Origin of the sequence: Pelomonas sp. Root1237 (assembly GCF_001425055.1) — a bacterium.
Classification (GTDB): Bacteria; Pseudomonadota; Gammaproteobacteria; order Burkholderiales; family Burkholderiaceae_C; genus Pelomonas.
In genome coordinates this window covers 139,868-166,216 of record NZ_LMDK01000022.1, presented here as the reverse complement: position 1 = coordinate 166,216, position 26,349 = coordinate 139,868, and the positions used below count along the sequence as shown (strand labels likewise).

At 68.8% G+C, this 26,349-nt stretch carries 27 protein-coding genes; 21 read left to right on the top strand and 6 right to left on the bottom strand.

The window, feature by feature from the left end; all coding sequences use genetic code 11:
• Window positions 1–3 precede the first annotated feature (3 nt).
• The 4 genes from ASC91_RS28440 to ASC91_RS28425 form a co-directional block, all read right to left on the bottom strand.
• Window positions 4–1,380, bottom strand: a complete 1,377-nt coding sequence (locus ASC91_RS28440) for an efflux transporter outer membrane subunit (protein ID WP_056205601.1) — start codon at window positions 1,378–1,380, stop codon at window positions 4–6.
• Complete coding sequence (locus tag ASC91_RS28435) at window positions 1,377–4,532, bottom strand: efflux RND transporter permease subunit (protein ID WP_056205598.1); 3,156 nt, start codon at window positions 4,530–4,532, stop codon at window positions 1,377–1,379. The genes ASC91_RS28440 and ASC91_RS28435 overlap by 4 nt, the downstream gene beginning before the upstream one ends.
• A 7-nt stretch (window positions 4,533–4,539) precedes the next feature.
• Window positions 4,540–5,739 (bottom strand): efflux RND transporter periplasmic adaptor subunit, encoded by a 1,200-nt coding sequence (locus ASC91_RS28430; RefSeq protein ID WP_157282229.1) that lies wholly within the window; start codon window positions 5,737–5,739, stop codon window positions 4,540–4,542.
• Between the two features lie 146 nt (window positions 5,740–5,885).
• Complete coding sequence (locus tag ASC91_RS28425; protein WP_056205595.1) at window positions 5,886–7,118, bottom strand: multifunctional CCA addition/repair protein; 1,233 nt, start codon at window positions 7,116–7,118, stop codon at window positions 5,886–5,888.
• A 106-nt stretch (window positions 7,119–7,224) separates the two neighbouring features.
• Here ASC91_RS28425 and fghA point away from each other — a divergent pair, with 106 nt between their 5' ends.
• The 6 genes from fghA to ASC91_RS28395 all read left to right on the top strand — a co-directional run bounded on the left by fghA (window position 7,225) and on the right by ASC91_RS28395 (window position 13,385).
• The gene (gene fghA / locus ASC91_RS28420) at window positions 7,225–8,049 is read left to right on the top strand and encodes an S-formylglutathione hydrolase (RefSeq protein ID WP_056205593.1); all 825 of its coding nucleotides are present in this window, start codon (window positions 7,225–7,227) and stop codon (window positions 8,047–8,049) included.
• A 114-nt stretch (window positions 8,050–8,163) separates the two neighbouring features.
• A complete protein-coding gene (locus tag ASC91_RS28415; protein ID WP_056205697.1) occupies window positions 8,164–9,495 on the top strand; it encodes a dicarboxylate/amino acid:cation symporter in 1,332 nt (443 codons plus the stop codon).
• 33 nt (window positions 9,496–9,528) lie between these two features.
• On the top strand, window positions 9,529–10,131 hold the full coding sequence (locus tag ASC91_RS28410) for a TetR/AcrR family transcriptional regulator (protein ID WP_056205591.1): 603 nt from the start codon (window positions 9,529–9,531) through the stop codon (window positions 10,129–10,131).
• Window positions 10,132–10,205: 74 nt separating this feature from the next.
• Complete coding sequence (locus ASC91_RS28405; RefSeq protein WP_056205586.1) at window positions 10,206–11,108, top strand: alpha/beta fold hydrolase; 903 nt, start codon at window positions 10,206–10,208, stop codon at window positions 11,106–11,108.
• A 22-nt stretch (window positions 11,109–11,130) separates the two neighbouring features.
• A complete protein-coding gene (locus ASC91_RS28400; RefSeq protein WP_056205583.1) occupies window positions 11,131–13,008 on the top strand; it encodes an ATP-binding cassette domain-containing protein in 1,878 nt (625 codons plus the stop codon).
• On the top strand, window positions 13,005–13,385 hold the full coding sequence (locus tag ASC91_RS28395) for a hypothetical protein (RefSeq protein WP_056205581.1): 381 nt from the start codon (window positions 13,005–13,007) through the stop codon (window positions 13,383–13,385). The genes ASC91_RS28400 and ASC91_RS28395 overlap by 4 nt, the downstream gene beginning before the upstream one ends.
• Before the next feature lie 248 nt (window positions 13,386–13,633).
• On the opposite strand, the gene ASC91_RS28390 is transcribed toward ASC91_RS28395, so the two are convergent.
• Window positions 13,634–14,254, bottom strand: coding sequence for a response regulator (locus ASC91_RS28390; protein ID WP_157282227.1), 621 nt, complete (start codon window positions 14,252–14,254; stop codon window positions 13,634–13,636).
• Between the two features lie 279 nt (window positions 14,255–14,533).
• Complete coding sequence (locus tag ASC91_RS28385) at window positions 14,534–15,976, bottom strand: PLP-dependent aminotransferase family protein (RefSeq protein WP_056205578.1); 1,443 nt, start codon at window positions 15,974–15,976, stop codon at window positions 14,534–14,536.
• Between the two features lie 73 nt (window positions 15,977–16,049).
• Here ASC91_RS28385 and ASC91_RS28380 point away from each other — a divergent pair, with 73 nt between their 5' ends.
• The 15 genes from ASC91_RS28380 to ASC91_RS28310 all read left to right on the top strand — a co-directional run bounded on the left by ASC91_RS28380 (window position 16,050) and on the right by ASC91_RS28310 (window position 26,284).
• Window positions 16,050–16,967 carry a DMT family transporter gene (locus tag ASC91_RS28380; RefSeq protein ID WP_056205576.1) on the top strand — a complete coding sequence of 306 codons (918 nt, stop codon included), beginning with the start codon at window positions 16,050–16,052 and terminating at the stop codon, window positions 16,965–16,967.
• 12 nt (window positions 16,968–16,979) lie between these two features.
• Window positions 16,980–17,273, top strand: coding sequence for a DUF2917 domain-containing protein (locus ASC91_RS28375; RefSeq protein WP_056205574.1), 294 nt, complete (start codon window positions 16,980–16,982; stop codon window positions 17,271–17,273).
• Window positions 17,270–17,965 carry an aspartate/glutamate racemase family protein gene (locus tag ASC91_RS28370; RefSeq protein ID WP_056205572.1) on the top strand — a complete coding sequence of 232 codons (696 nt, stop codon included), beginning with the start codon at window positions 17,270–17,272 and terminating at the stop codon, window positions 17,963–17,965. The genes ASC91_RS28375 and ASC91_RS28370 overlap by 4 nt, the downstream gene beginning before the upstream one ends.
• Before the next feature lie 138 nt (window positions 17,966–18,103).
• Window positions 18,104–19,312, top strand: a complete 1,209-nt coding sequence (locus ASC91_RS28365; protein ID WP_056205571.1) for a PLP-dependent aminotransferase family protein — start codon at window positions 18,104–18,106, stop codon at window positions 19,310–19,312.
• On the top strand, window positions 19,312–19,746 hold the full coding sequence (locus ASC91_RS28360) for a GNAT family N-acetyltransferase (protein WP_056205569.1): 435 nt from the start codon (window positions 19,312–19,314) through the stop codon (window positions 19,744–19,746). The genes ASC91_RS28365 and ASC91_RS28360 overlap by 1 nt, the downstream gene beginning before the upstream one ends.
• A gap of 7 nt (window positions 19,747–19,753) precedes the next feature.
• Window positions 19,754–20,593 carry a PhzF family phenazine biosynthesis protein gene (locus ASC91_RS28355; RefSeq protein ID WP_056205567.1) on the top strand — a complete coding sequence of 280 codons (840 nt, stop codon included), beginning with the start codon at window positions 19,754–19,756 and terminating at the stop codon, window positions 20,591–20,593.
• Window positions 20,594–20,595: 2 nt separating this feature from the next.
• Window positions 20,596–21,174 carry a VOC family protein gene (locus ASC91_RS28350; RefSeq protein ID WP_056205565.1) on the top strand — a complete coding sequence of 193 codons (579 nt, stop codon included), beginning with the start codon at window positions 20,596–20,598 and terminating at the stop codon, window positions 21,172–21,174.
• Window positions 21,174–21,878, top strand: a complete 705-nt coding sequence (locus ASC91_RS28345) for an alanyl-tRNA editing protein (RefSeq protein WP_056205563.1) — start codon at window positions 21,174–21,176, stop codon at window positions 21,876–21,878. Before ASC91_RS28350 ends, ASC91_RS28345 begins: the two co-directional genes overlap by 1 nt.
• Before the next feature lie 25 nt (window positions 21,879–21,903).
• Window positions 21,904–22,419, top strand: a complete 516-nt coding sequence (locus ASC91_RS28340) for a GNAT family N-acetyltransferase (protein ID WP_056205562.1) — start codon at window positions 21,904–21,906, stop codon at window positions 22,417–22,419.
• Window positions 22,420–22,436: 17 nt separating this feature from the next.
• Window positions 22,437–23,330, top strand: a complete 894-nt coding sequence (locus ASC91_RS28335; protein WP_056205560.1) for an SMP-30/gluconolactonase/LRE family protein — start codon at window positions 22,437–22,439, stop codon at window positions 23,328–23,330.
• Window positions 23,331–23,480: 150 nt separating this feature from the next.
• On the top strand, window positions 23,481–23,978 hold the full coding sequence (locus ASC91_RS28330; protein WP_056205558.1) for an ATP synthase subunit I: 498 nt from the start codon (window positions 23,481–23,483) through the stop codon (window positions 23,976–23,978).
• Window positions 23,979–23,994: 16 nt separating this feature from the next.
• Entirely contained in the window at window positions 23,995–24,849 is an 855-nt protein-coding gene (atpB, locus tag ASC91_RS28325; protein ID WP_056205556.1) for a F0F1 ATP synthase subunit A, read from the top strand.
• An 80-nt stretch (window positions 24,850–24,929) separates the two neighbouring features.
• A complete protein-coding gene (gene atpE / locus ASC91_RS28320; RefSeq protein ID WP_056205553.1) occupies window positions 24,930–25,205 on the top strand; it encodes a F0F1 ATP synthase subunit C in 276 nt (91 codons plus the stop codon).
• Window positions 25,206–25,279: 74 nt separating this feature from the next.
• Window positions 25,280–25,750 (top strand): F0F1 ATP synthase subunit B, encoded by a 471-nt coding sequence (locus tag ASC91_RS28315; protein WP_056205551.1) that lies wholly within the window; start codon window positions 25,280–25,282, stop codon window positions 25,748–25,750.
• A complete protein-coding gene (locus tag ASC91_RS28310) occupies window positions 25,751–26,284 on the top strand; it encodes a F0F1 ATP synthase subunit delta (protein ID WP_056205549.1) in 534 nt (177 codons plus the stop codon). It begins immediately after the preceding gene.
• Window positions 26,285–26,349: the final 65 nt, after the last annotated feature.

Genomic DNA, 26,349 nt, shown 5'->3' with positions numbered 1-26,349 from the left:
GGGTCAGCCTCCGCCGCCCAAGGCACGGTACAGCGCCACCAGGTTCTGCGCGCGCTGGCTTTGCACCTGCACTAGGGTCTGCTGGGCCGCGAACAGCGAGCGCTGTGCGTCCAACCGGTCCAGGGCGCTGGAGACACCGGCCGTGTAGCGCTGCTCGGCCGCGTTCAGGCGGCGAGTCTCGGCTTCCACCTGGGCCGCCAGTGCGGCGCGCTGTTCGGCCAGCGTGGCGCGGCCCGCGAGGCTGTCGGCGACCTCGCGGAAGGCGGTCTGGATGGCCTTCTCGTACTGGGCCAGCGCAATGTCCCGCGACGCTCGTGCTCCGGCCAGGTTGGCGCGGTTGCGGCCGGCGTCGAAGAGGGGCTGGATCAGCTGCGGCGCAAAGCTCCAGGCCGAGTTCTTGAACAGGTCGGACAGATGGCCGCTGGCCGTGCCGACGCTGCCGGTCAGCGTGATGCGCGGCCAGAAGGCGGCGCGGGCGGCATCGATGTTGGCGTCCGTTGCGCCGAGCTGGAACTCGGCCTGGCGGATGTCGGGCCGGCGTGTCAGCACCTCGCTGGGCACCCCGGCGGGCAACTCGGCCAGGGGCTCGAAGTCCGCCAGGTCGCCGGTGGGCGCGGGCAGGTCGGCCGGCAGCGGGCCGCCGATCAGCAGGGCCAGCGCGTTCTCGTCCAGCGCGCGCTGGCGTTGGGCCTGGGCCAGCACGGCGCGGGCCGCCTGCCAGGAGGACTCGGCCGAGCGCAGGTCCAGCTCGCCTGACACGCCGCCTTCGAAGCGCTGGCGGGTCAGCGACAGCGACTGCTCGCGCGTGGCGAGGGCGTCGCGCGTGATCTTGAGCAGGGCCTCGTCGGCCTGCAGCGCGATCTCGGCATTGGCGACGCTCGCCACCAGCGCCGTGCGCACCGCCTGCTGGTTGGACTGTGCCGCCAGCACCTGCGCGGCGGCCGCGGCGCTCAGGCCACGCAGGCGGCCGAACAGGTCCAGCTCATAGGCCGAGACCTGCAGGCCGGCCTGGTAGACGCTGTTGATGCCGCCAGCCGCCGTCGGCGTGCGCGAGCCGCTGATGCCGGCGTTGACGGTGGGCCATAGGTCGGCATCGCGCGCCGAAGCGGTGGCGCGGGCGCTCTCGATGTTGAGCACCGCGACGCGCAGGTCGCGGTTGTTGGCCAGGGCCAGCGGGATCAGCTTTTGCAGCCGCGCGCCCTTGAAGGCCTGGGCCCAGAGCAACTCGGTGGCGGCCGTCGCGCCAGGGCCACCGGCTTGCGGAAAGGCTTGCGGCACGGCTGCGGCCGCGGCTTCCGAGGCAACCGGGCGCTTGGGCTCGGGGCCGGCGCAGGCGGCCAGCAGCGCCGCGAGGGCGATCAGCGAGAGAGACGTCTTCATGCCTGGCCTCCCGTGTCGTCTTCCGCCTCGTGGGCATCGCGCTTGCGCTGCCGCTCGCTGCCCGGGAAGAAGCGGCGCACGACGACGAAGAACACCGGCACGAAGAACACGGCCAGCGCCGTGGCCGTCAACATGCCGCCCAGCACGCCGGTGCCGATGGCACGCTGGCTGGCCGAGCCCGCGCCGCTGGCGAGCACCAGCGGCAGCACGCCCAGCATGAAGGCCAGCGAGGTCATGATGATGGGGCGAAAGCGCAGGTGGGCCGCTTCGCGCACCGCGTCGAACACGCTCTTGCCGTGGGCCTGCAGGTCCTTGGCGAACTCGATGATCAGCACCGCGTTCTTGGCCGACAGGCCGATGATGGTGATCATGCCGACCTTGAAGTAGACGTCGTTCTCCAGCCCCCGGAAGGTCGCGCCCAGCACCACGCCGAGCACGCCCAGCGGCACCACGAGGACGACGGCGAGCGGGATGCTCCAGCTCTCGTACAGCGCGGCCAGGCACAGGAACACGGCCAGCAGCGAGAAGCCGAACAGGATGAAGGCGGTGGAGCCCGAGAGCTTTTCCTCGCGCGACTGGCCGGTCCACTCGTAGCCGAAGCCGTCGGGCAGGGTGGCCGCGATCTTCTCCATCTCGGCGATGGCCACGCCCGTGGACACGCCCTTGGCCGGCTCGCCCAGGATGCGCATGGCCGAGTAGCCGTTGTAGCGCACGGTCTGCATGGCGCCGGTGACCCACTTGCTGGTCGAGAAGGCGCTCAGAGGCACCGGCTGGCCGGCGCTGTTGAGCACGTTGAGCCGAGCGAGGTCCTCGGGCTGCATGCGCGCGGGCGCATCGGCCTGCACGATGACGCGCTGCAGGCGGCCGGTGTTGGGGAAGTCGTTCACGTAGGTGGACCCCAGCGACGTGCCCAGCACCGCGTTGACGGCGCCAATGTTCACGCCCAGCGCCTGCGCACGGTCGCGGTCGATGCTGAGCTCCAGCTGCGCGGCGTCCTCCAGGCCGTCGGGGCGCACGGCGTTCAGCAGCGGGTTTTTGGCCGCTGAGGCGAGGAGCTGGTTGCGTGCGGCCAGCAGCTCGGCGCGCGTGTGGCCGCTGCGGTCCTGCAGGCGGAAGGCGAAGCCGTTGGCCCGACCCAGATCGCGAATGGGCGGTGGGCTGGTGGGGAAGATGATGGCGTCGCGCACCTTGCTCAGCGCCCCGAAGGCGCGGGCGGCCAGGCCTTGCGCGGAGTGCTCGGCGCCGTGGCGCTCGTCCCAGGGCTTGAGCGTGACGAAGGCCAGGCCTGCGTTCTGCCCCGCGCCCGAGAAGCTGAAGCCGACGACGCCGACCATGCTCTCCACCTCGGGCTGCTTGAGCATGTAGTCCTCGACCTGCTTCACGACATTCAGCGTGCGGGCTTGGGTGGCGCCCGGCGGCAGCTGGATGTTGACGAGGATGTTGCCCTGGTCTTCATTGGGCACGAAGGAGGTGGGCAGCTTCTGGAACACCAGCACGGCCGCCGCGATGACGGCCGCGTAGACCACAGCCATGCGCGCGCCGCGGTAGATGAACTTGGACACCCAGCCCTCGTAGCCCTTGGCCGTGCGCGAGAAGCCGCGGTTGAACCAGCCGAAGAAGCCGCGCTTCTCCAGGTGATGGCCGGCCTCCACGGGCTTGAGCAGCGTGGCGCACAGCGCCGGCGTCAGCGACAGCGCCAGGAAGGCCGAGAAGGCGATGGAGCTGACCATCACCGCCGAGAACTGGCGGTAGATGTTGCCGATGGAGCCCGAGAAGAAGGCCAGCGGCACGAACACCGAGATCAGCACCACGGTCACGCCGACGATGGCGCCGGAGATCTGCCCCATGGCTTTGCGCGTGGCCTTGAGGGGCGACAGCCCCTCCTCGCTCATGACGCGCTCGACGTTCTCCACCACGACGATGGCGTCGTCCACCACGATGCCGATGACCAGCACCATGCCGAACATCGTCAGCACGTTGATGGAGAAGCCCAGGGCCAGCAGCGTGGCGAAGCTGCCCAGCAGCGCGATGGGCACGACCAGCGTGGGGATGATGGTGTAGCGGATGTTCTGCAGGAACAGGAACATCACGAGGAACACCAGCGCGACGGCCTCCACCAGCGTCTCGACGACCTGCGAGATGGAGATGTCGATGAACAGCGAGCTGTCGTAGGGGATGGTGGCCTTCACGCCCGCCGGGAAATAGGGCTCCAGCTGCTTGAGCCGCTGCTTGATGAGCTTGGCCGTCTGCAGCGCATTGGCCGCAGGGGCGAGCTGCACGCCCACGCCGGCCGAGGGATTGCCGTTCAGTCGCGTGGAGCGGCCGGTGTAGCTGTCGGCGCCCAGCTCGATGCGGGCCACGTCCTTGAGCCGCACGGTGGAGCCGTCGGCGTTGGCGCGCAGGATGATGTTGCCGAACTGCTCCACGTTCGTGAGCTGGCCGCGCACGACGACCGTGGCCGCGACCGGTTGGCCGGGCACATTGGGCAGGTCGCCGATGGAGCCGGAGCTGACCTGGGCGTTCTGGGCCTGGATGGCCGCGTTCACGTCGGCCGGCGCGAGTCGGAAGCCCACGAGCTTGGCCGGGTCCAGCCAGATGCGCATGGCGCGCTCGGTGCCGAACAGCAGGCCCTGGCCCACGCCGGGCACGCGCTGGATCTCGGGCAGCACGGTGCGCGAGGCGTAGTCGCCCAGCGCGATGGGGTCGAAGGCCGGGTTGCTGCTCGACAGGATGATGAAGAGCAGGAAGTTGGGGTTGGCCTTGTCCACCCGCACGCCCTGCTGGATGACGGCCTGCGGCAGGCGCGGCTGGGCACGTGCGTAGCGGTTCTGCACGTCCACCTGGGCCAGGTCGGGGCTGGTGGCCGGGTCGAAGCTCATCGTGATGGAGCCGGTGCCGTCGGCTTGCGCCACGGCTTCCATGTAGATCAGGCCGGGTGAGCCGTTCATCTCGCGCTCGATGACGCTGATGACCGAGTCCTCCAGCGTCTGCGCCGAGGCGCCGGGGTAGCTGACCGACAGCACGATGGACGGCGGCGCCACCGGCGGGTACTGCGCGATCGGCAGCTGCGTGACCGCGACGATGCCGATGACCGTGATGAACAGGGCGATGACCCACGCGAAGATGGGCCGGTTGATGAAGAACTGCGCCATGTGAGGTTCAGCCCTTCGAGGCGGCCGAAGCAGGGGCTGCGGCCGGTGCCGAGCCCGCGGGGGTCCATGGCACCGGCCGCGCCTTGCCGCCGGCCTTGGCCTTCTGCAGGCCGTCGACGATGACCTTCTCGCCGGCCTTCAGGCCGCTCAGCACCAGCGCGTTGCCGCCCTGGGCCGGGCCGAGCTTCACGGGCCGCGCGCTGACGCTGCCGTCGTCGGCCACCACCAGCACGGTCTCGCCCGTCGCGCCGCGGGCCACGGCCTGCTGCGGCAGCCAGACGGCGTCGGCCACCTCGGCCTGGGCCAGGCGCACGCGCACATACAGGCCAGGCAGCAGCAGGCCCTTGGGGTTGGGCAGCTCGGCGCGCAGCGTGATCTGGCCGGTGGCGGCGTCCACGCTCAAGTCCGAGAACAGCAGCTTGCCGGTCTCGGCGTAGACGCTGCCGTCCTCGAGCAGCACCTGCACGCGTGCGGCGTCCTTGCCGCCCGCACGTTGCAGCTTGCCATCGGCCAGCGCCTGGCGCAGCCGCATCACCTCGGCGGCCGACTGCGTGAAGTTGACATAGAGCTTGTCGATCTGCTGCACGATGGCCAGCGGCGTGGCCTCGCCCTGGCCCACCAGCGCACCCTCAGTGACGAGGGCGCGGCCGATGCGGCCGGAGATGGGCGAGGTGACGGCGGCATAGCCGAGGTTGATCTGCGCCGTCTGCACGGCGGCCTTGCCGGCGGCCACGTCGGCCTTGGCCTGGCCCGCCGCGGCCTGGGCGCTCAGCGCCTCCTGCTGGCTGACGGCCTGGGTCTTGGCCAGCGGTGCATAGCGGTCCGCCAGCGACTGGGCCTGCAGCAGATTGGCTTCGGCGCGTGCGAGCGTGGCCTGAGCGCTGGCGAGGGAGGCGCGGTAGGGCGCGGCGTCGATCTCGAACAAGGCCTGGCCGGCCTTGACGTCGCTGCCCTCAGTGAAGAGGCGCTTGTTCAGGATGCCGGCGGCGCGGGCGCGCACCTGGGCGACGCGGAAGGCCTCCAGCCGACCGGGCAGTTCGGCGGCGAGGTCGGCACGGCCCGGCGTGACGGTGACGACGCCCACTTCGGGCGGGGGCGGCGTGGCCGCCGCAGTCTGGCTGTTGGACTGGCCGCAACCGCCCAGCCCCATGCCCAGTGCCACCAAGATGCCCAGCCGAGCGCTGCTACCCCATGCCAACTTCATCATTGCGTCCTGTTCGACTTGCTTCTCGACGGCCCGCTCCGGCGCCGACCCTGGCGCCGGGAGCAAAACCACTGACTTTAGCCATGCGATCGCTTTCACGCCGGTGAAGCAACGCAAAGCCCTGAGGCGGGCTTGGGCGTCACAGGGCCCTAACTAACGCTGGCATTGAGCGCCGCCAGCCGCGCGCGCTGCACGGCGCGGCCGATGTCCGGCCCCTTGGCGCCGCGCGCAATGGCCGCTGCGCTGGCGGCGGCGAGGTCGACCTTCAGCGTCGCCGCCAGGTCGGCAGCGAGGCGCTCGCGCTGCGGGTAGTCGCGGTCCTCCAGCCCGAGGCGGCCGCGGGCGTCGCATTCGCAGGCCCACAGCATTTCGGCAAAACGTTCGGGCCGGCGCCAGGCGTCGCAGCGCTCCAGCAGGCGCAGCCGCGCCTCGGCGCTGAAGGCGCTGCTCTGGTGCACATGGGTGTGCTCGCGGGCGACCAGCTCGGCCAGTTCGCGGCAATCGGTCGGCACTTTCCAGCGCGCGCTGACCTCGCGGGCCAACTTTTCGCTGCGCACCTCGTGAGCGATGTGGCGCGGCAGCTCCTCCTTGCGCGTCGTGCCCTTGCCGAGGTCGTGGCACAGGCAGGCGTAGCGCACGGTCAGCGGCGCCTCCAGCCGGGCGCATTGGTCCAGCACCATCAGCAGATGGATGCCGGTGTCGACCTCGGGATGGTGGGCCTCGGGCTGCGGCACGCCGAACAGGGCCTCCACTTCGGGCAGCAGCCGCGCTAACGCACCAGCCTGGCGCAGCACCTCGAACATGCGCGACGGCTTGTTCTCCATCAGGCCGCGCGACAGCTCCTGCCAGACGCGTTCCGCCACCAGCGCATCCACCTCGCCGGCCGCGACCATGGCGCGCATCAGCTCGACGGTCTCGGGCGCGACCGTGAAGTCCGCAAAGCGCGCCGCAAAGCGGGCCAGGCGCAGGATGCGCACCGGGTCCTCGGCAAAGGCGGGCGACACATGGCGCAGCACTTTGTCGCGGATGTCACGCTGGCCGTCGTGGGGGTCGACGAGGCGCCCCTGCTCGTCCTGGGCCATTGCGTTGATCGTCAGGTCGCGGCGCGCCAGGTCCTGCTCCAGCGTCACGTCGGGCGCGGCATGGAAGGCGAAGCCGTGATAGCCGGCGGCTGTCTTGCGCTCGGTGCGGGCCAGGGCCACTTCCTCGCGCGTGTCGGGGTGCAGGAAGACGGGGAAGTCCTTGCCGACGGGCAGATAGCCGGCTGCAGCCAAGTCCTGCGGCGACGCGCCGACGACGACCCAGTCATGGTCCTTAACGGGCAGGCCGAGCAGGCGGTCGCGGATGGCGCCGCCGACGAGATAGGTCTGGAATTGGGACATCCTGCGAATTCTGCGGCCACACTGTGGGCATGAAGCCCCCACGTCAACTTCGTTTCCTGCCCCCCGAGGGGGCGTCAGTGCCCTTCGGGCGGCCGGGCGGGCACTGATGCAGATCCTGAGCGAACACCGCTGCTTTGGCGGCATCCAGCGCTTCCACCAGCACGACTCGGCCGAGATTGGCCTGCCCATGCGCTTCGGGCTCTTCCTGCCGCCGCAGCCCAAGGCGCTGCTGGTGTTTCTTGCGGGCCTGACCTGCAACGAGGAGACCTTCGCGATCAAGGCCGGCGCGCAGGCGCTGGCGGCCGAGCTGGGCCTGGCCCTGCTGACGCCCGACACCAGCCCGCGCGGTGCCGGCGTGGCAGGCGAGAGCGAGGCCTGGGATTTCGGCGTCGGCGCGGGCTTCTATCTCGATGCGACGCGCGAGCCTTGGGCCCGGCGCTGGCGCATGGAGAGCTGGCTGATGCGAGAGCTGCTGCCGCTGGTGCAGCGCGAAACCGGGCTCGCGCGCGCCGGCCTGTTCGGTCACTCCATGGGAGGCCATGGCGCGCTGACTCTGGCGTTGCGCCATCCCGGCCGCTTCGCGTCACTGTCGGCCTTTGCGCCCATCGCCGCACCCATGCAATGCCCCTGGGGCCAGAAAGCCTTCAGTGGCTATCTCGGCGAGGACCGGGCCGCCTGGGCTGCCCACGACGCCAGCGCGTTGATGCAGTCACAGGCCAGCGCCCCTTACCCGGAGGGCATCCTCATCGACCAAGGCCTGGCCGACAAATTCCTGGCCGAGCAACTGCACCCCGAAGCCTTCGAGGCCGCCTGCGCCGCCAAGGGTCAACCCTTGACCCTGCGCCGCCATGCCGGCTACGACCATGGCTACTACTTCATCGCCAGCTTCATGGGCGACCACCTGCGCCACCACGCGAGCCAATTGTTCTAGGGGGTTGGGCGCCGGCTTTGCAATTCTTGTGGGAAGCCACAGTCGCCGCCGCCGGCCTTCGCACCTAAGCTGCCGCCGAAGCCAGTTCCGCTCGAAGAACTGATGGAGACACGCATGCAAGCTGCCACCGGCCGCCAGCCTTTCTACCGTTCGCTGTACCTGCAGGTCATCACAGCCATCCTCATCGGCGTGCTGATCGGCCACTTCTGGCCACAGACGGGCGAGGCGCTCAAGCCGCTGGGCGACGGCTTCATCAAGCTGATCAAGATGATCATCGCGCCCATCATCTTCTGCACGGTGGTGGTGGGCATCGCCGGCATGGAGGACATGAAGCGTGTCGGCAAGACCGGCGGCTATGCGCTGCTGTACTTCGAGGCCGTGTCCACCATCGCGCTGATCGTCGGCCTCATCATCGTCAACGTGCTGCAGCCGGGCGACGGCATGCATGTGGACCCCAAGACGCTGGACACCAAGGGCATTGCCGCGTACACCGGGCCGGGCAAGCTGCAAGGCACGGTGGACTTCCTGCTCGCCATCATCCCGACCACGGTGGTGGACGCCTTCGCCAAGGGCGAGATGCTGCAGGTGCTGCTGTTCGCGCTGCTGTTCGGCTTTGCGCTGCACCGCTTCGGCGGGCGTGGCACGCTGGTGTTCGACGTCATCGAGAAAACCTCGCACGTGCTGTTCGCCATCGTCGGCATGATCATGAAGCTTGCGCCCATTGGCGCCTTCGGTGCGATGGCCTTCACCATCGGCAAGTACGGGCTGGGCTCGCTGGTCTCGCTGGCCAAGCTGATGGGTGCCTTCTACGCCACCTGCCTGATCTTCATCTTCATCGTGCTGGGCACCATCGCCAAGCTGCATGGCTTCTCGGTCTGGAAGTTCATCAAGTACATCAAGGAAGAGCTGTTCATCGTGCTGGGCACGTCGTCCAGCGAATCGGTGCTGCCGCGCATGATGGCCAAGCTCGAGAACCTCGGCGTGCGCAAGTCCACCGTCGGCCTCGTCATCCCGACCGGCTATTCCTTCAACCTCGACGGCACCTCCATCTATCTGACGATGGCGGCCGTCTTCATCGCCCAGGCGACCGACACGCCGATGACCCTGATGCAGCAACTGACGCTGCTGGGCGTGCTGCTGCTGACCTCCAAGGGCGCGGCCGGCGTGACGGGCAGCGGCTTCATCGTGCTGGCAGCCACGCTGTCGGCCGTCGGCCATGTGCCGGTCGAGGGGCTGGCGCTGATCCTGGGCATCGACCGCTTCATGTCCGAGGCGCGGGCGCTGACCAACCTGGTGGGCAACGGCGTCGCCACGGTGGTGGTGGGCAAGTGGACGGGTGACCTGGACATGCCTCGACTGCAGGCTGTGCTGGACAACGAGACGCCGGCCGAGGCCGAGGAGCCGGAAGCCGTGCTGGACGCGAAGACCCCGCACATGGCACCCTAGCGGAGGCCCGCACGGTCGTGCTAAATTGCGGGCATGGAAACCCGCAGCGAACGCGCCGAGATCACGCTGGCCGCCATCGTCGGCGCGGCACTCGACATGGCCGTGACCGAGGGGCTGGAGAGCATCAGCATCGGTGAGGTGGCCAAGCGGCTGGACCTGTCCAAGAGCGGCGTGTTTTCGCGCGTGGGCTCGCGCGAGCAACTGCAACTGGCTGTGCTGCTGGAATTCGACAGGCGATTTGTGCAGACCGTCTTCGTGCCCGCCATGAGCGAGGCCCGCGGCCTGCCGCGGCTGCAGACCGTCATGCGCCGCTGGCTGGCCTGGGCCAGCGACGTCGACCGCCACAAGACCTGCCTCTACACGGCCGGTGCCTTCGAGTATGACGACCGCGAGGGCCCGGTGCGCGAGCACCTGCTGGACGGTGTACTGCGCTGGCGCGCGACGCTGCGGCGCACCGTGCTGCAGGCGGTTGAAGCGGGCCATCTGCGTGCCGACCTCGACGCCGAGCAGATGGTGTTCGAAATGGACGCCATCTTCATCATCCTGCTGCACGACGCCCGCTTCCTGCGCGACCCCCGTGCCGGTGAGCGCGCCGAGCGTGCCTGGCAGCGCCTGCTGAACGACTGCCTTCCCTGATCGATGACGCCTTTGCCCGCTGATCTTCTTCGTTTGCCTTTTCGTCGCACGGTCGTGCGAAATATGGAGCCCCTGTGACCACCTCCCACAACCCCGCCGCTGCCTTCTACGCCTCGCCCACCGCCCGCGGCATCGCGGCGCTGTTGCGTGGCCTGCATCGCCTGTCGCCCGACCTCGGCGCGCGCGTGGCGCTGCGCCTGTTCTTCACGCCCATGCCGACCAAATGGCTGGCCCGTTCTCGCGACGTGCCGCGGCCCTGGGTGGAGCGGCAACTGCCCTTCGAAGGTGGCCACATCAGCGTCTGGCAGCGCAGCGATATCGAGCATGGCGAACCGGGCCGGCCCAAGGTGCTGCTGACCCATGGCTGGGCCGGCGATGCCCAGCAGCTGCGGCCGCTGGCCGACACGCTGGCGGTGGCCGGCTTCGAGCCCGTGCTGCTGGACCTGCCGGCGCACGGCCGCAGCAGCGGCTGGCGCAGCAACCTGCTGCAGTGGGTGAGGGCGCTGTTCGCCGTCACGGCCCGCTTCGGGCCGTGGGATGGGGTCGTCGCGCATTCCCTGGGGGCGATGGCGCTGTCCCACGCATTGGCGCGTGGCCTGCCGGTGCGGCGGGCGGCGCTGATCGCGCTGGCGCCCCCACCCTGGCAGTTCCTGCGCTGGTTCGCCCAGGCCATGGGCACGGGCGAGGGTCTGGCGGCGCGCATGCGCGGCCGTATCGAGCAAAGCGAGGGCGCATCGCTGGGGCATTTCGAGCCCGGCTGGCTGGGCGTGCGCGTGAACCAGCCGACGCTGCTGGTGCATGACCGGGGCGATCTGACGGCGCCACTGACCGGCAGCGAGACCCTGCTGGCCGGCTTGGCGGCGGGCCGCCTGCACGTGACCGAGAACCTCGGCCACCGCCGCCTGCTCAACGACCCGGCGGTCATGGAGCAGGTGCTGGGCCATCTGTCGGCAACGCCGTCGCTGAGGGCCGTTTGAACCGCCGAGGGACAATCGAGGGATGGCAGTCCTCTCCCTCTCCAACGCCCACCTCGCTTTCGGCCACGTCGCCCTGCTCGACGGTGCTGGCTTTTCTCTCGAAGTCGGCGAACGCGTCGGCCTCATCGGCCGCAACGGCACCGGCAAGTCCTCGCTGCTGAAGATCCTGGCTGGCCTCGAGAAGCTCGACGACGGCCTGCTGCAGCAGCAGCAAGGCCTGACCAACGTCTATGTGCCGCAGGAGCCCGAGCTGCGCGGCGACGCGACCATCTTCGACGTCATCAGCGAGGGCGTGGCCGAGCACAAGGCGCTGCGCGAGCGCTACGAGATCCATGATGAGAACGATGACCTGGCCTGGGTGCAGGAGCGCATCGAGCACATCGGCGCCTGGAACTGGGAGCAGCGCGTCGAGGAGACCCTGCACCGCCTGGGCCTGGACGGTTCGCGCCTGGTGAGCACGCTGTCCGGTGGCCTGAAGAAGCGCGTCGCGCTTGGCCGGGCCCTCGTCGCCCAACCGGACGTGCTGTTGCTGGACGAGCCTACCAACCACCTGGACCTGGACGCCATCACCTGGCTGGAAGGCCTGCTGAACGACTTCAAGGGCTCGCTGCTGCTGATCACCCACGACCGCGCCTTCCTCGACAACGTCGCCAACCGCATCGTCGAACTGGACCGCGGCCAGCTGCGCGGCTACCCGGGCAACTACGCTGCCTTCCAGGCCGCCAAGGCCTATGAGCTGGAGAACGAGGCGCTGTTCAACGCGCGCTTCGACAAGCTGCTGGCTCAGGAGGAGGTCTGGATCCGCAAGGGCGTCGAGGCGCGTCGCACGCGCTCCGTCGCGCGCATTCAGCGCCTGGAAGTGATGCGCCAGGCCCATGCGGCGCGGCGCGATGTGCAGGGCAAGGTGCGGCTGGACATTGACACCGGTGGCGCCAGCGGCAAGATCGTCGCGGAGCTGGAGGATGTGTCCAAGAGCTACGGCGATCGCGCCATCGTGCGCGGCTTCACGTCCACCATCCTGCGCGGCGACAAGGTCGGCCTCATCGGCCCCAACGGCGCCGGCAAGACGACGCTGCTGAAGATGATCCTGGGCGAGCTGGCGCCGGACAGCGGCACGGTGCGGCTGGGCTCTCGGCTGAGCGTCGCCTACTTCGACCAGATGCGCGACACGCTGAACCTCGACGCGACGCTGGCCGACACCATCAGCCCGGGCTCGGAGTGGATCGAGATCGGCAACCAGAAGAAGCACGTCAAGAGCTACCTCGGCGACTTCCTGTTTTCGCCGGCACGCGCCAACTCGCCGGTGCGAACGCTGAGCGGTGGCGAGCGCAACCGCCTGCTGCTGGCACGCCTGTTCGCACGGCCCGCCAATGTGCTGGTGCTGGACGAGCCCACCAACGACCTCGACATCGAGACGCTGGAGCTGCTGGAGGAGCTGCTGGCGGAGTACGACGGCACCGTCTTCCTCGTCAGCCACGACCGGCGTTTCCTGGACAACGTCGTCACGTCCACCATCGTCTATGAAGGCGACGCGCGCTGGCGCGAGTACGAGGGCAGCGTGCAGGATTGGCTGCTGCAATCCAAGCGCGCCGCAGCTTTGCAGGCGCAGGCCGCACCCAAGGCCGCGGCTGCTCCGACACCGCCGCCCGCGCCCGAGCCCGCGTTGGTCGTCGCGACCAAGCGCAAGCTCAGCTACAAGGAGCAGCGCGAGCTCGACGAGATCCCCAAGCAGATCGCCGCGCTGGAGGCCGAGCAGACGCAGCTGAACGCGTTGATCGCCGGTAGCGAGCTGTACGCGCAGGGCGCGACCCGCATCGCCGAGGTGACCGACCGCGCCGCCGACATCGATGCCGAGCTGCTGGTGCTGATGGAGCGGTGGGAACTGTTGGAGGCGAAGTGAACGCCTTGCACCAGGAATGGTTGGCCCTGCAGGCGCAGCACGAGCGCTACGAGGCCTTGGCCCTGGGTGTGAAGCTGGTGGCGTTTGCGGCCACCGTGCTGGTGCCGGACAACACCCTGGCCCTGGCGCTGCTGGCCCTGCTGTGGCTGCAGGAGGGCGTGCTGAAGACCTTCCAGGGGCGGCTGGGCGATCGCCTGCTCGTTGTCGAGGCGGGGCTGAAGTCGGGCGAGGGGGCGGTGGCAATGCAGTTGCACAGCGACTGGCTCGCCAGCCGGCCGCGCGGCTTGGGCCTGGTGACGCAATACCTGAAGAGCGCGCTGCGCCCGACGGTGGCCCTGCCTTATCCGCTGCTGATGATCCTCATCGTCGTGATCTGAGTGCTGCGGCAGTCGTGCCTTGCCCGGGCCGAGCGCCGGGCCGCTCCCTAGCCGGCCCGTCGGGCGATGTGCTCACGGCTCGATGCCGTGAGCATCGCCGTCCCCGCGGGGGCTGAGGCCGGACACATGGCGCCCAGTGGGCGGCATGCGCCTGCCGAAGAGCTGCGGCTCAAGACGCAGCGCGGTCTGCAAGACCGACCAGGCGCGCCCGCGTTCAGCGGGGCGGGACTGGGCGAGGGGACTTGATGTCAGGCGGGTTGCAGCTTCTCGAGCGACACAAAGCCGTTCTGACCTTTGAGCTGCACCACGGTCTCGCCGTGGCGGTGCACGACGTACTGGGCCACGTGAACGGCGCCGTTGAAGCGCACCTTGTCGCCCGGCTTGATGACGGGCTGGGGCGCAATGACGGGCAACGCCGGCCGCGGCGCCGGCTTGGCCGCGCGCATCGCCTCGCGCACCTGGCCATGCAGGCCGGGCGAGCGCTTGGCCAGCGCCTCGAGTGAGCGAGTCATCTCCGCCTTGAGCTGCTCGGCGGTGAAGGGCTTCTTCAGCAGGAAGTCGGCGCCGTGCGCCTCGGCCTCGAACTGGTGTTCGGGCGTCACCTCGAAACTCAGCAACGACAGATGCAGCGATGGCTGCACCTCACGCAGGCGCTGGCAGAGCTGGATGCCGCTGAGCGGCGCCTTGGCAAACCAGTCGGTGATCAGGAAATGAGGCTTGAAGAGCAGGCCCTGGGCCAGGGCGGCCTCGGTGTCAGCGCAGCACAGGATGCTGTCGGCGCTGAAGCCGCGGCTTTGCAGCAGCTGGCGAGCAAAGGTCTGAACCCCGGTAAGGGGGTCTACAACAAGGAATTTCAAGGAGTTGCTCATGTCCACATCGGGCGCCGCAGCGGCGCCGGGCGACGCGGATTCTGCCGGCGGCCCGAGCGCGGCTCCTTGAAAAAGTCCGGGTGGAGTGAGAACTTTTTGTCAGCCCTGCAGGCGGCAGAAATCGGCTCTCAGCGCTTGCGGCGTGACCGCGTGGCCATCCGCCTCGAACTGCCGGCCGACATGCGACTGCCAGCTCGCCAAGTCGACCCGCCCGTCCAGGCTGCGGTGCAGCGCCGCTCAAGCGCCCAGGGGTTGCTCCAGCGAACAAGGGGGATGAGCCTAGGGGAGCGCGGCGCGGCCTTTCAAGGCGTCAACGCCGGCGCGCAGCTCGCGCCAGAAGGCCGGGTCCTGCGAGGTGGCCATGTTGATGCGCACCAGCGAGCCGGGGGCGCGCGTGGCGCTGAAGAGGGCACCGGGCGCGATCAGCCAGCCCGCGTCCAGCAGGGGCTGGGCCAGGCGCTCGGTGTCGACGCCGACGTCCAGCCAGCCGAACAGGCCGTCCGGCGGCGCAGCCCAGGCGAAGCCCTGCTTGGTGGCCAGGGCCGAGATGCGCTGGCGCGCGGTGGCCAGGCGCTCGCGCAGGCGCTGCGCATGGCGGCGCAGCCGCCCCTGCTCCAGGCACAGCGCCACGGCGCGCTCGAGCACGGCCGAGCTGGTCAGGCCATCGAGCAGCTTGGTGTCGGTCAGTGCGTGCAGGCGCTCGGGCGCGGCCGCCAGGTAGCCGACTCGCCAGGCCGGCGTCAGCACCTTGGAAAAGCCCGACACGTAGATGACGCGGCGCAGCCCGTCCAGCGCCGCCAGGCGCGGCAGGTGCTCGGGCGCGAGGAAGCCGTAGCTGTCGTCCTCGACGATGAAGAAGTCGTGCTCGTCGGCCAGGCGCAGCAGCTTGTGGGCGCTGGCCAGGTTGAGGCTGTGGCCGGTCGGGTTGTGCAGCACCGACACGGTCAGGTAGGCGCGCGGCGAATGGGCGGCGGCGAGCGCGCTCAGTACCTCCAGGTCGGGTCCCTGGGCGCCACGCGGAACCGGCAGCAGGCGAATGCCGCCTTGGGTCAGGCGGGCAAACATGACGGCCCAGCCCGGGTCGTCGACGAGGACGGCGTCGCCGGGCTGCAACTGGGTGCGGATGATGAGGTCCAGCGCGTGCGTGGCGCCGTTGGTCGTCAGGATCTGTGCCGGCACAGCGTGGATGCCGAGGTCGTCCAGGCGCTGGGAGAGCGCCGCGCGCAGGCGGTCGTCGCCCATCGGGTCGCCATAGCCGACCTGCAGGGCCAGGCAGTCGGCGGCATGCAGGCGGCGCAGCGCGGACTGCAGCAGCGTCGGGTCCAGCCAGTCGGCCGGCAGCGTGCCCAGGCCCGGTGAGCGCGCGGCGTCGGCCTCGAACATGCCGCGAATCAGCGCCGTCGCATCCATCGGCGCCTGGCGCGGCATGGCCATGGCCTGCGGGCGCGGCGCGGCGCGAGTGGTGGCCGGGCGGCTCTCGCGCACGAAGAAGCCGCGCTGGCGGCGCGCCTCCAGCAACCCCGCGGCCTGCAACTGGTCATAGGCGGCGACGACGGTGTGCGGGCTGACGCCATGCTGGCGCGCACAGTCGCGCACCGACGGTAGGCGGGCGCCCGGCAGCAGCAGGCGTTCCCGGATGCGCTGGGCATAGCGCTCAGCCAACTGGCCGGCGAGCGGCAGGCTGGCGCCGCGCTGCAGGGGAGGGTGTGTACCGGTGGGCATGGCAGTACAGATTCTTGGTCAGGTTGGCTGACTGTACTGGTTCTGTATCGGTGTCATGCCTCAGACTGAGTCCATGTCAGGGTTTTCCACGTCCACCACGGTCTCGACGACCACCACGTCCGATGCGACACGTGGCCTGCTGCTCGGTCTGGCGGGCGTCGTCATGTTCGCCCTCAGCATCCCGATGACGCGGCTGGCCGGTGGCAGCGCTGCGGCGCCCCAGCTCGACCCGGCCTTTGTCGCCTTCGGGCGCGCGGTGGCGGCGGGGCTGTTGTCGATCGCCTATCTCTGGATCACCGGCGCGCGACGGCCGCGCGGCGGCGAATGGCAGCTGCTGGCCTTCACGGCCGCTGGCGTCGTGTTCGGCTGGCCGCTGCTGCTGGGCTTTGCAGTCCGCCATGTGGACGCGGTGCATGCCTCGGTCGTGTCCGGTGTGCTGCCACTGGCCACGGCCGTCATCGCCGCGCTGGTGCTGCGCCAGCGGCCGAGCCTGGGGTTCTGGATCTGTGCGTTGGCTGGGCTGGCATTGGTGATCGGCTTTGCGGCCTGGCGCGGGGCGGGCGGGCTGGAGATGGCGGACGGCCTTCTGCTGGGGGCTGTGGTCTGCGCGTCGGCGGGTTATGTCAGCGGCGCGCGGCTCACCAGCGCCCTGACGGCCGAGCAGGTGATCTGCTGGGTGCTGGTCATCAGCTTGCCCTTCACCGTGCCACTGGCCGTGCTGACGCGGCCGACGGCGCCGGTGGCGGCTTCGGCCTGGGGCGGCTTTGCCTATGTATCGCTGGTGTCGATGTGGATCGGCTTCTTTGCCTGGTATCGCGGCCTGGCCCTGGGCGGCACGATGCGCGTCAGCCAGGTGCAGGTGCTGCAACCCTTTTTGTCCATGCTGTTCGCAGTGCCCTTGCTGGGCGAGCGGCTGGATGCGATGACCGTGGTCTTCGCCGCCGCCGTGCTCGCGGTCGTGTGGCTGGGCAAACGGCAACCGGTTCACTGAAGGAGGCCTGTGATGAATGATCGATTCACCATCCCACTTGCGCCCGGCCAGGCGCTGACCCTGGCTGCCGCTCGCACGCCGCGCCGCCTCGTCGTGACGGGTGGTCGGCTGTGGCTGACCATTTCGGGAGGCACCGACGACCACTGGCTGCGTGCCGGTGAGGGCCTGACGCTGGCTGCTGGTCAGGAGGTCGTTGTCGAGGCCTGGCCGGAAGCAGCCTTTCAATTGCTGCAGCCCGCGCCCAAGCGCAGAGTCGAGGCCAAGCCGGCGCGAGGCTGGCGCATGAATCTCGCAGGCGCTGCATGAAGACCCTCGGCATCCTGGGTGGCATGAGCTGGGAGTCCACCCAGCATCTGTACGCGCTGATCAACCGCGGCGTCGCCGCGCGCCTGGGGGGCCTGCACAGCGCCCAGCTGGTGCTGCACAGCGTCGACTTCGCGCCGATTGCGGCCATGCAGTCCGCCGGCCAATGGGCCGAAGCGGCGCGCGTGCTGGGCGAAGCCGCCGCCGGCCTGAAGCGCGCCGGCGCGCAGGCGCTGCTGATTGCCACGAACACCATGCACCTGGTCGCCACCGAGATCGAGCAAGCGGCCGGCCTGCCGGTCTTGCACATCGTCGACGCGACCGCCGAGGCGCTGCGTGCGGCCGGCGTCAAACGCGCCGGCCTGCTGGCCACGCGCTTCACGATGGAGCAGGGCTTCTATCGCGACCGCATGTGGGAGCGATTTGGCATCGAGGTCATCACGCCCGAAGAGGTAGGCCGCACGGAAGTGCACCGCTTGATCTACGAGGAACTGTGCCGCGGCCGCTTTGAACCGGCCTCGCGCGAGGCCCTGCGCGCCCAGGTTGCAGCCCTGGCCGACCGCGGCGCACAGGCCGCCATTCTTGGCTGCACCGAGCTGGGCCTGCTGCTGCCCGCTGACAGCGCTGCCGCCCTGCCGCTGTTCGACTCCACCGATTTGCAGGCCCGTGCGGCGGTCGACTGGATGCTAGGCTGACTCCTTTGAAATCCCGCGAGTGATTGCCATGCACCATTCTGTCTTTGCCGGCCGGCGGGCCGAGCGCCGGGCCGCCCCTAGCCGGACCGCCATCCCCTCGGGGGATCGGTCCATGTACTCATGGAACGAGGGGCTGACATGACGACCGTCTGGACCCAAGCGCGCCGCGCCGCGCGGATGAACCCGTCCATCATTCGCGAGATCCTCAAGGTCACCGAGAAGCCCGGCATCCTGTCCATGGCCGGCGGCCTGCCGAGCGCGGACACCTTTCCGGTCGACGCGCTGAAGGCCGCCTGCGACCGCGTGCTGAGCAAGAACCCGCGCGAGGCCCTGCAATACGCGGCCAGCGAGGGCTTTGCGCCGCTGCGCGAATGGGTGGCGGCGCGGGTCGCAACACTCGGCATGACCGTGACGCCGGAACAGGTGCTGATCACCAGCGGCTCCCAGCAGGGGCTGGACCTGGTCGGCAAGATCCTCTGCGACGCTGGTGCGCCGGTGGCCGTCGAGACGCCGACCTACCTCGGTGCGCTGCAGGCCTTCACGCCGTTTGAGCCCATCTTTGCGAGTCTCGCCAGCGACGACCAGGGCCCGCGCCCCGAGGCCATTGCGACCCTGCCGCATGACGCACCCGGCACGCGCTTCAGCTATCTGCTGCCCAACTACCAGAACCCGACCGGCCGCGTCATGGGCGCTCAGCGCCGCGTGGAAGTCGTCGAAGCCTCGCGCCGCGCCGGCGTGCCCATCGTCGAGGACAACCCTTATGGCGACCTCTGGTTCGACGAGCCGCCGCCGGCCGCGCTATCCAGCCTATGGCCGGAAGGGTCGCTCTACCTGGGCTCCTTCTCCAAGGTGCTGACGCCGGGCTTTCGCCTCGGCTATCTGATCGCCCCGCCCGAGCTGTACCCGAAGCTGCTGCAGGCCAAGCAGGCCGCCGACCTGCACACGCCGGGCTTCAATCAGCGCGTCGTCCACGAGGTCATCCGCGATGGCTTCCTGGACGGCCACATCCCCACCATCCGCGCCCTCTACAAGGCCAACCGCGATGCGATGGCCGAGGCTCTGCGCGAGCATCTGCCGCCGGGCTGCGACTACCTGTCGCCCCAGGGCGGCATGTTCTTCTGGATCCGCCTGCCCGAAGGCCTGGACGCGATGGCCCTGCTGCCCCGGGCCGTGGACGCCGGCATCGCCTATGTGCCGGGCGCGGCCTTCTATGCCCACCAGCCCGACCCGCGCACGCTGCGCCTGTCCTTCGTCACGCTGACACCGGACCTGATCCGGGATGGCGTCGAGAAGCTCGGCCGTCTGCTGCACGAGGCGCTGGAGCCGGTTGCGGAGCACGCGCCCTGATGCAGCGCGACGGCTACCGGCTCAGCTTTGCGCCCGAGGACATCGACGCCCGGGCGGCGCACGACTTCCTCGTCGGGGCCTATTGGTCCGAAGGCATTCCGCTGGCCTTGGTCGAGCGCTCGATTGCCAACTCACTGTGCATCGCGTTGCATGCCGAAGGGGTCGGCCAGGTCGGCTTTGCCCGCGTCGTGACGGACCGGACGACCTTCGCCTATCTCTGCGATGTCTATGTGCTCGATACCCACCGCGGCCACGGCCTGGCGAAATGGATGATCGAGACGCTGCTGGCCCACGCCGACCTGCAGGGCTTGCGCCGCTTCATGCTCTTCACCCGCGACGCCCATGCGGTCTACGCCGGCCACGGCTTCTCGCCACTGGCCAAGCCGCAGCGCGGCATGGAAATCGTCCGCCCCGGTCTATATCTCAAGCCGTGATCAAGCCATGACTCAGTTGCGCCGCTTTGCCCAGGTCGATGTGTTCACCGCCGTGCCGCTCAAGGGTAATGCCCTGGCCGTCGTCATCGACGGCAGCGGCCTGTCCGACGCCGAGATGAGCGACTTCGCGCGCTGGACCAATCTGTCCGAGACAACCTTTCTGCTGCCGCCCACCGACCCGGGCGCCGACTACCGCGTGCGCATCTTCACGCCCGGCGGCGAACTGCCCTTCGCTGGCCACCCGACGCTGGGCAGCGCCCATGCCTTCCTGGCCAGTGGCGGCGATGCGAAGAAGGCCGGTGAGGTCGTGCAGCAATGTGCCATCGGCCTCGTGCGGGTGAAGCGCGACGGCGCCCGCCTGGCCTTTGCCGCGCCGCCGTTGAAGCGCAGTGGTGTCGTGGGCGCGGAGGAGCGTGCACAGGCGATTGCCGCGCTGCGCATCACGCCTGAAGCCTTGCTCGACCTGGTCTGGGTCGACAACGGCCCCGGCTGGATGGCCGCTCGCCTGGGCGACGCGGCCAGCGTGCTGGCGCTGCAGCCGGACTTCATCGCGATGCAGGGGCTCAAGCTCGGCGTCGTTGGTGCCTACCCGGCCGGCGGTGAATGCCAGTTCGAGGTGCGCGCCTTTGTGCCCGACCTCGGCATCCCCGAAGACCCGGTCACCGGCAGCCTCAACGCCGGCCTGGCGTTGTGGTTGCAGGAGTCCGGTCTGGCGGGCGACAGCTATGTGGCCGCCCAAGGCGCCGCTCTCGGTCGGGCCGGCCGCGTGCATGTGAAGCGCGACGGCGAGGGCACCTGGATTGGCGGCGACGTGACGCCGCTGATCCACGGCCAGGTGAGGCTGTGAGCATGGAACTCGACCATCTCGTCGTTGGTGCCGCGACGCTGGAAGAGGGCGTCGCCTGGTGCGATCGAGTGCTCGGCGTCACGCCGCAACCCGGCGGCAAGCATGCGTTGATGGGCACGCACAACCGCCTGGTGTCGATCAGCGGCCCCAATCACCCGCGCTGCTACCTGGAAATCATCGCCATCGACCCCGCGGCGCCACCGCCAGGCCGGCCACGCTGGTTCGACCTTGACCAGCCCGCACTGCGCGAACGGTTGGCGCTGGGGCCGGGGCTCATCCACTGGGTCGCCCGCGTCCCCAACCTGGACGCGGCGCTGGCCTATTGGCGCGGCGAGGGCGTGGACGCCGGTGAGGCGGTCGACGCCTCACGCGGCGCATTGCGCTGGCGCATCGCGCTGCGCGAGGACGGTCGCCGCCTGCGCCGCGAGGCGTTGCCGGTGCTCATCCAATGGGACGAAGCCCACCCGACCGACACGCTGCCCGATCAGGGCGTGCATCTGCTCGGCTTCGAGACACGTGATGGCCTGAAGGCTCGCCTTGCCACCCCGCTCGGCGAGGTCGAACTGGGAGTGATCGGGTGATGAAGACCGAAGACCTGTTCCGCGAGGACGCAACGCTGCTGGCCTGCGAGGCCGTCGTCACCGCTCACGGCGAAGGCGGCGTGCTGCTGGACCGCACCGTCTGCTACCCGCTCGGCGGTGGCCAGGCCGGCGACACCGGTTGGCTGATCGCGGGCGAGCAGCGCTGGCGTGTGACCGACACGCGCAAGAGCAAGGAACACCCCGAGGCCATCGCCCACCTGATCGAAGGCGAGTTGCCCACCGTCGGCACGGCGGTGCGCATCGAGGTCGACGCCGCGCGCCGCCAGGCTCACCGGCGTTTCCATACAGCGACGCATCTGCTGTGCGCGCTGCTGCCTTATCCGGTCGACGGCTGCTCCATCACCGAAGGCTATGCGCGGCTGGACTTCCATACCGACGAGCCCTTCGACAAGGAAGCCATCCAGGCCGGGCTCGATCGGCTGGTCGCAGAGGCGCGTCCAGTGGGTCACCGCTGGATCACGGAAGACGAATTGGACGCAAACCCAGGGCTCGTTCGCTCGATGAGCGTGCAGCCGCCACGCGGGCTGGGGCGTATTCGAGTGCTGGAGGTGCAGGGCGTGGATCTGCAGCCTTGTGGCGGCACGCATGTCGGCAATACCGCCGAGATCGGCAAAGTCGTCGTCACCAAAATAGAGAAGAAGAGCGCCAAGACCCGCCGCGTGGTCTTGGGATTTGCAGCCTGATCCCGCTGGCTAAACTGCGACGCCTATGGCCGGCCCCGACATACAGCTCATCACGCCTGAATCGCCCGAGGACTGGCAGGAGGCTCGATTCGTCCTGCGCGACTACGCCAACAGCCTCGACATCGATCTGGACTTCCAGGGTTTCGAAGAGGAGCTCGCTGCCTTGCCCGGCGCCTATGCACCACCCGGCGGGCTGATGCTGCTGGCAACGGTCGATGGCGCAATAGCCGGCAGCGGCGCCTTCCGGCCCCTGCCCGACGCCGACTACCCGAACGCCTGCGAGATGAAGCGCCTCTTCGTGCGCCCGGCCTTCCGCCGCTTTGGCCTGGGCCGCATCCTGGCCCAGGCGCTGATGGATCGCGCCACCGAGGCCGGCTATTCGTCCATGCTGCTCGACACGCTGGATGACATGGAAGCCGCCCGTGGGCTCTACGAAAGCCTGGGCTTTGCCGAGGTGCCGCCGTTCTACTTCAACCCCATCCCCGGCGCCCACTATCTGAAGGCCGAGCTCGGCGCCTTCCGGCCGAGTTACTTCGGATAACCGCCTAGAGTGCCGGCATGGCACTCGAACACGACATCCAGCCCCTCGGCGAGCACCGCTGCCTGCTTGGCGAATCGCCGCTCTGGCATCCCACCGAACTGCAGCTCTATGCGGTCGACATTCCGGGCCGTCAGGTGCTGCGCTGGCGCGCGGGCATCGACGCGCCAGACGTGTGGCCGCAGGCGGCGGAGCCCGGCTGCATCGCGGCTCGCGCCGGCGGCGGCCTGCTCGTCGCGCGGCGCGACGGCCTGTGGGCGCTGGACACGACTACCGGTGCGCAGCAACTCGTCAGCCCGCCACCCTACGACCCTGCAAGGCTGCGCTTCAACGACGGCAAGGTCGACCCTGCCGGGCGTTTGTGGATCGGCAGCATCTCGGATGCGCGTGAGCCCGAGGCGGCGCTGTATCGCTTCGACGGCAAGGTCTTTGAATCTCAGGTGCCCGGCTTGACGACATCCAACGGTCTGGCCTGGAGTCCCGACGGCCACCGCATGCACTGGTCCGATACCAAGGCCCATCGCATCTACGTCGCGGACTTCGACGTGGCGACCGGCGCGCTGTCTTCCCCGCGCGTCTTCGCCGAATTCAAGCCGCGCGCGCCGGGCGAGGCCTACGGAGGCCGCCCTGACGGTGCAGCGATGGATGCTGAAGGCCACTACTGGGCCGCGATGTTTGAAGGTGGCTGCCTGCTGCGCATTGCGCCGACCGGCGAAGTTGTGCAGCGTGTCGAGTTGCCGGTGACCTGCCCGACCATGCCCACCTTCGGCGGCGCTGACTTGCGCACCCTCTTCATCACGACGGCGCGCGAGAAGCGCCCCGCCGACGAACTGGAACGCGAGCCGCTCGCTGGCGCCGTGCTGCAACTGCGCGTCGACGTGCCGGGCTTGCCCGCGACCCTGACAAGCGCCTGAATCCTGTGTCGGCCTGGGGGCGTATTTACCCCGGTGTAACTCGTCACATATAATGACTGGCTTTGTTGGGTGGCGCCCGTGCGTCATCCCGGTGCAATCAGCTCCTGGTAGTTTGGGGGGTTGAGCCGCCCACCCCAGGACCCTGGCGCCATGACCGAGAACGGCCCCCGAAAGACCTGGCCCCCCGCCGTTTCGACGGCCGGCGGCTGGGACGACGACAAAGAGGAGCTGCCCGTCAAGGCCCTGAGCCCTGAGCAGGCGGCAGCGCTGAAGTCGGCGTTGCCGATGTTGTCGCCCTGGCGTGTGCTGGGGATGCAGCTGGTGGCAGGCTTGCTGTGCGTGGCCGTGATCCGGCTGTGGACGGCGTCCGGCGTGGCCATGGTTTCGGCGCTCTATGGCGTCGCGGCGGTGGTGCTGCCAAACATGCTGCTGGCGCGGGGCATGACAAAGCGCGTGGATTCAGCGGTCGGTGCGGCTGCCGGGTTCATGGGTTGGGAATTTTTGAAAATCGGTGCATCGATCGCGATGCTGGTGCTGGCGCCAAAGGTGGTGCCGGGCCTGAGCTGGCCAGCCCTGCTGGTCACCCTCGCGGTGTGCATCAAAGTGAACTGGCTGGCGCTCGCGTGGCGTGGCCGCAGATTGACCTGACGAGGCAGAACGAAACATGGCAGCAGAAGGCCACGAAACAGCAGCCCCGAGCGCTGGTGAATACATCATTCACCACTTGAACCACGCGCAGAGTGGCAAGCAGCAAGGCATCGTCGACTTCTCCGTCGTCAACCTCGACTCCATCTTCTTCAGCGTGCTGCTGGGTCTGGTGGGCAGCTTCTTGCTGTGGCGCGCCGCGAAGGCTGCTACTTCGGGCGTCCCGGGCCGTTTTCAAGCCGCCGTCGAAATCCTGGTCGAGATCGTTGCCGATCAGGCCAAGGGCATCGTCCACAACGCCAACAGCCGCAAGCTCGTCGCGCCGCTGGCCCTGACCGTGTTCGTCTGGATCTTCCTGATGAATGCGATGGACTTGTTCCCGGTGGATCTGTTCCCCTGGATCTGGCAGAACCTCACTGGTGACCACCACGCTTACCTGCGCGTCGTGCCGACTGCGGACCTGTCCATGACCATGGGCCTGTCCCTTGGCGTGCTGATCACCTGCCTCATCTACAACGTCAAGATGAAGGGCGCCGGCGGCTGGGCTCACGAGCTCGTTGCGGCACCGTTCGGCGACAAGGTCTATCTGTACCCAGTCAACCTGGCCATGCAGCTGATCGAGTTCGTCGCCAAGACGGTCTCCCACGGCATGCGACTGTTCGGCAACATGTATGCCGGCGAACTGATCTTCATGCTGATCGCCCTGATGGGCGGCGCCTGGAGCCTGTCGGCCACCGGCATCGGCCTGGCCATCGGCCACATCATCGCGGGCTCGGTGTGGGCGATCTTCCACATCCTGATCATCACGTTGCAGGCCTTCGTGTTCATGATGCTGACGCTGGTCTACATCGGCCAGGCCCACGACGCGCACTGATCCCGCAGCAGCCGTCCCCCAGTTTTTCCAAGCAGTTTTCCCTCAACCCTTTCTCTCTTTTTTCCCCTCAAGGAGTCATCGTGGAAGTCATTAGCTTTGTTGCCCTCGCCGCTGGTCTGATCATTGGTCTGGGCGCCTTCGGTGCTTGTATCGGCATCGGCATCATGGGCAGCAAGTACCTTGAGTCCGCCGCTCGTCAGCCTGAGCTGATGAACGAACTGCAGACCAAGATGTTCCTGCTGGCCGGCCTGATCGACGCGGCCTTCATCATCGGCACGGGTATCGCCCTGTGGTTCGCCACCGCCAACCCGTTCCTGGGCCAGATCGCTACTGCGCTGGCTGCTGGCGCCAAGTAATTCGATGCTGTCGACCCGCCGTGGCCAAGGTTGCCCCGGCGGTTTCCGCACTCGAAACTTTGTGAGGCACCAAGGTGTTTATTAACGCATCGCTCATCGTTCAGATGATCGTGTTCCTGATCCTGGTCGGGTTCACGATGAAGTATGTGTGGCCGCCGATCATCAAGGCGCTCGACGAGCGTGCCGCGAAGATCGCCGCTGGCCTGTCCGCAGCCGACAAGGCCAAGGCCGAACTGGCCGGCGCCGAAGCGCAGATCGCCAAGGAACTGGCTCAGACCAAGGCTGAATCCGGCAAGCTGATCTCGGACGCCGAGAAGCGCGCCGCTGCCATCGTCGACGCCGCCAAGGGCAAGGCCGAAGAAGAAGGCGCCAAGATCCTGGCCGCCGCCAAGGCCGACGCCGAGCAGCAGGTTTCCCGCGCTCGCGAAGTCCTGCGCGAGCAAGTCGCTGCACTGGCCGTCAAGGGCGCCGAGCAGATCCTGCAGAAGGAAGTCAACGCCGGCGTTCACGCCGAGCTGCTGGCTCGCCTGAAGACGGAGCTGTAAATGGCCGAGATCGCCACCATCGCCCGCCCCTACGCGGAAGCCCTGTTCCAGGTCGCCAAGTCGCAAGACCTGAGCTCTTGGGGCCGGCAGCTCGACGCGCTGGCCCAGGTGGCGCAGGACGCCGATCTGCGCCAGTTCGCCGATCACCCTAAGGCCCAGGTTGAGCAAGTCGTTGCGGTCATCGCCGCCGCGGCCAAGCAAGACCTCGCCGCCGGTGTGCAGAACTTCCTGCGCGCCATCGTCGAGAACGGCCGCCTGGCTGCACTGCCCGAGATCGTGGCCCAGTACCACGTGCTGGCCAACGCCGCTTCGGGCGTGTCCGACGCGCAGATCTTCAGCGCCTACGAGATCAGCGACGCTCAGCTCGCCGAACTCAAGGCGTCGCTGGAGAAGCGCTTCGGCCGCAAGCTCGAAGCCCATGTGCAGCTGGAGCCCGGCCTGATTGGCGGCGTTCGCGTCGTCGTCGGCGACGAGGTGCTGGACACCTCCGTCAAGGCCCGCCTTGAGCGCATGAAAGTTGCGCTGACTGCCTGATCCGCAGCTGGACACCCGCAAGACATTCCGATTTACCCCGCGTCTGACCCCCGCCCTTGATCCGG

Excerpts from the sequence above, each read along its gene's own strand:
- ASC91_RS28440 (WP_056205601.1), bottom strand. The coding sequence starts at position 1,380 with ATGAAGACGTCTCTCTCGCTGATCGCCCTCGCGGCGCTGCTGGCCGCC.
- ASC91_RS28435 (WP_056205598.1), bottom strand. The coding sequence starts at position 4,532 with ATGGCGCAGTTCTTCATCAACCGGCCCATCTTCGCGTGGGTCATCGCC.
- ASC91_RS28430 (WP_157282229.1), bottom strand. The coding sequence starts at position 5,739 with ATGATGAAGTTGGCATGGGGTAGCAGCGCTCGGCTGGGCATCTTGGTG.
- ASC91_RS28425 (WP_056205595.1), bottom strand. The coding sequence starts at position 7,118 with ATGTCCCAATTCCAGACCTATCTCGTCGGCGGCGCCATCCGCGACCGC.
- fghA (WP_056205593.1), top strand. The coding sequence starts at position 7,225 with ATGCAGATCCTGAGCGAACACCGCTGCTTTGGCGGCATCCAGCGCTTC.
- ASC91_RS28415 (WP_056205697.1), top strand. The coding sequence starts at position 8,164 with ATGCAAGCTGCCACCGGCCGCCAGCCTTTCTACCGTTCGCTGTACCTG.
- ASC91_RS28410 (WP_056205591.1), top strand. The coding sequence starts at position 9,529 with ATGGAAACCCGCAGCGAACGCGCCGAGATCACGCTGGCCGCCATCGTC.
- ASC91_RS28400 (WP_056205583.1), top strand. The coding sequence starts at position 11,131 with ATGGCAGTCCTCTCCCTCTCCAACGCCCACCTCGCTTTCGGCCACGTC.
- ASC91_RS28390 (WP_157282227.1), bottom strand. The coding sequence starts at position 14,254 with ATGAGCAACTCCTTGAAATTCCTTGTTGTAGACCCCCTTACCGGGGTT.
- ASC91_RS28385 (WP_056205578.1), bottom strand. The coding sequence starts at position 15,976 with ATGCCCACCGGTACACACCCTCCCCTGCAGCGCGGCGCCAGCCTGCCG.
- ASC91_RS28380 (WP_056205576.1), top strand. The coding sequence starts at position 16,050 with ATGTCAGGGTTTTCCACGTCCACCACGGTCTCGACGACCACCACGTCC.
- ASC91_RS28375 (WP_056205574.1), top strand. The coding sequence starts at position 16,980 with ATGAATGATCGATTCACCATCCCACTTGCGCCCGGCCAGGCGCTGACC.
- ASC91_RS28370 (WP_056205572.1), top strand. The coding sequence starts at position 17,270 with ATGAAGACCCTCGGCATCCTGGGTGGCATGAGCTGGGAGTCCACCCAG.
- ASC91_RS28365 (WP_056205571.1), top strand. The coding sequence starts at position 18,104 with ATGACGACCGTCTGGACCCAAGCGCGCCGCGCCGCGCGGATGAACCCG.
- ASC91_RS28360 (WP_056205569.1), top strand. The coding sequence starts at position 19,312 with ATGCAGCGCGACGGCTACCGGCTCAGCTTTGCGCCCGAGGACATCGAC.
- ASC91_RS28355 (WP_056205567.1), top strand. The coding sequence starts at position 19,754 with ATGACTCAGTTGCGCCGCTTTGCCCAGGTCGATGTGTTCACCGCCGTG.
- ASC91_RS28350 (WP_056205565.1), top strand. The coding sequence starts at position 20,596 with ATGGAACTCGACCATCTCGTCGTTGGTGCCGCGACGCTGGAAGAGGGC.
- ASC91_RS28345 (WP_056205563.1), top strand. The coding sequence starts at position 21,174 with ATGAAGACCGAAGACCTGTTCCGCGAGGACGCAACGCTGCTGGCCTGC.
- ASC91_RS28340 (WP_056205562.1), top strand. The coding sequence starts at position 21,904 with ATGGCCGGCCCCGACATACAGCTCATCACGCCTGAATCGCCCGAGGAC.
- ASC91_RS28335 (WP_056205560.1), top strand. The coding sequence starts at position 22,437 with ATGGCACTCGAACACGACATCCAGCCCCTCGGCGAGCACCGCTGCCTG.
- ASC91_RS28330 (WP_056205558.1), top strand. The coding sequence starts at position 23,481 with ATGACCGAGAACGGCCCCCGAAAGACCTGGCCCCCCGCCGTTTCGACG.
- atpB (WP_056205556.1), top strand. The coding sequence starts at position 23,995 with ATGGCAGCAGAAGGCCACGAAACAGCAGCCCCGAGCGCTGGTGAATAC.
- ASC91_RS28310 (WP_056205549.1), top strand. The coding sequence starts at position 25,751 with ATGGCCGAGATCGCCACCATCGCCCGCCCCTACGCGGAAGCCCTGTTC.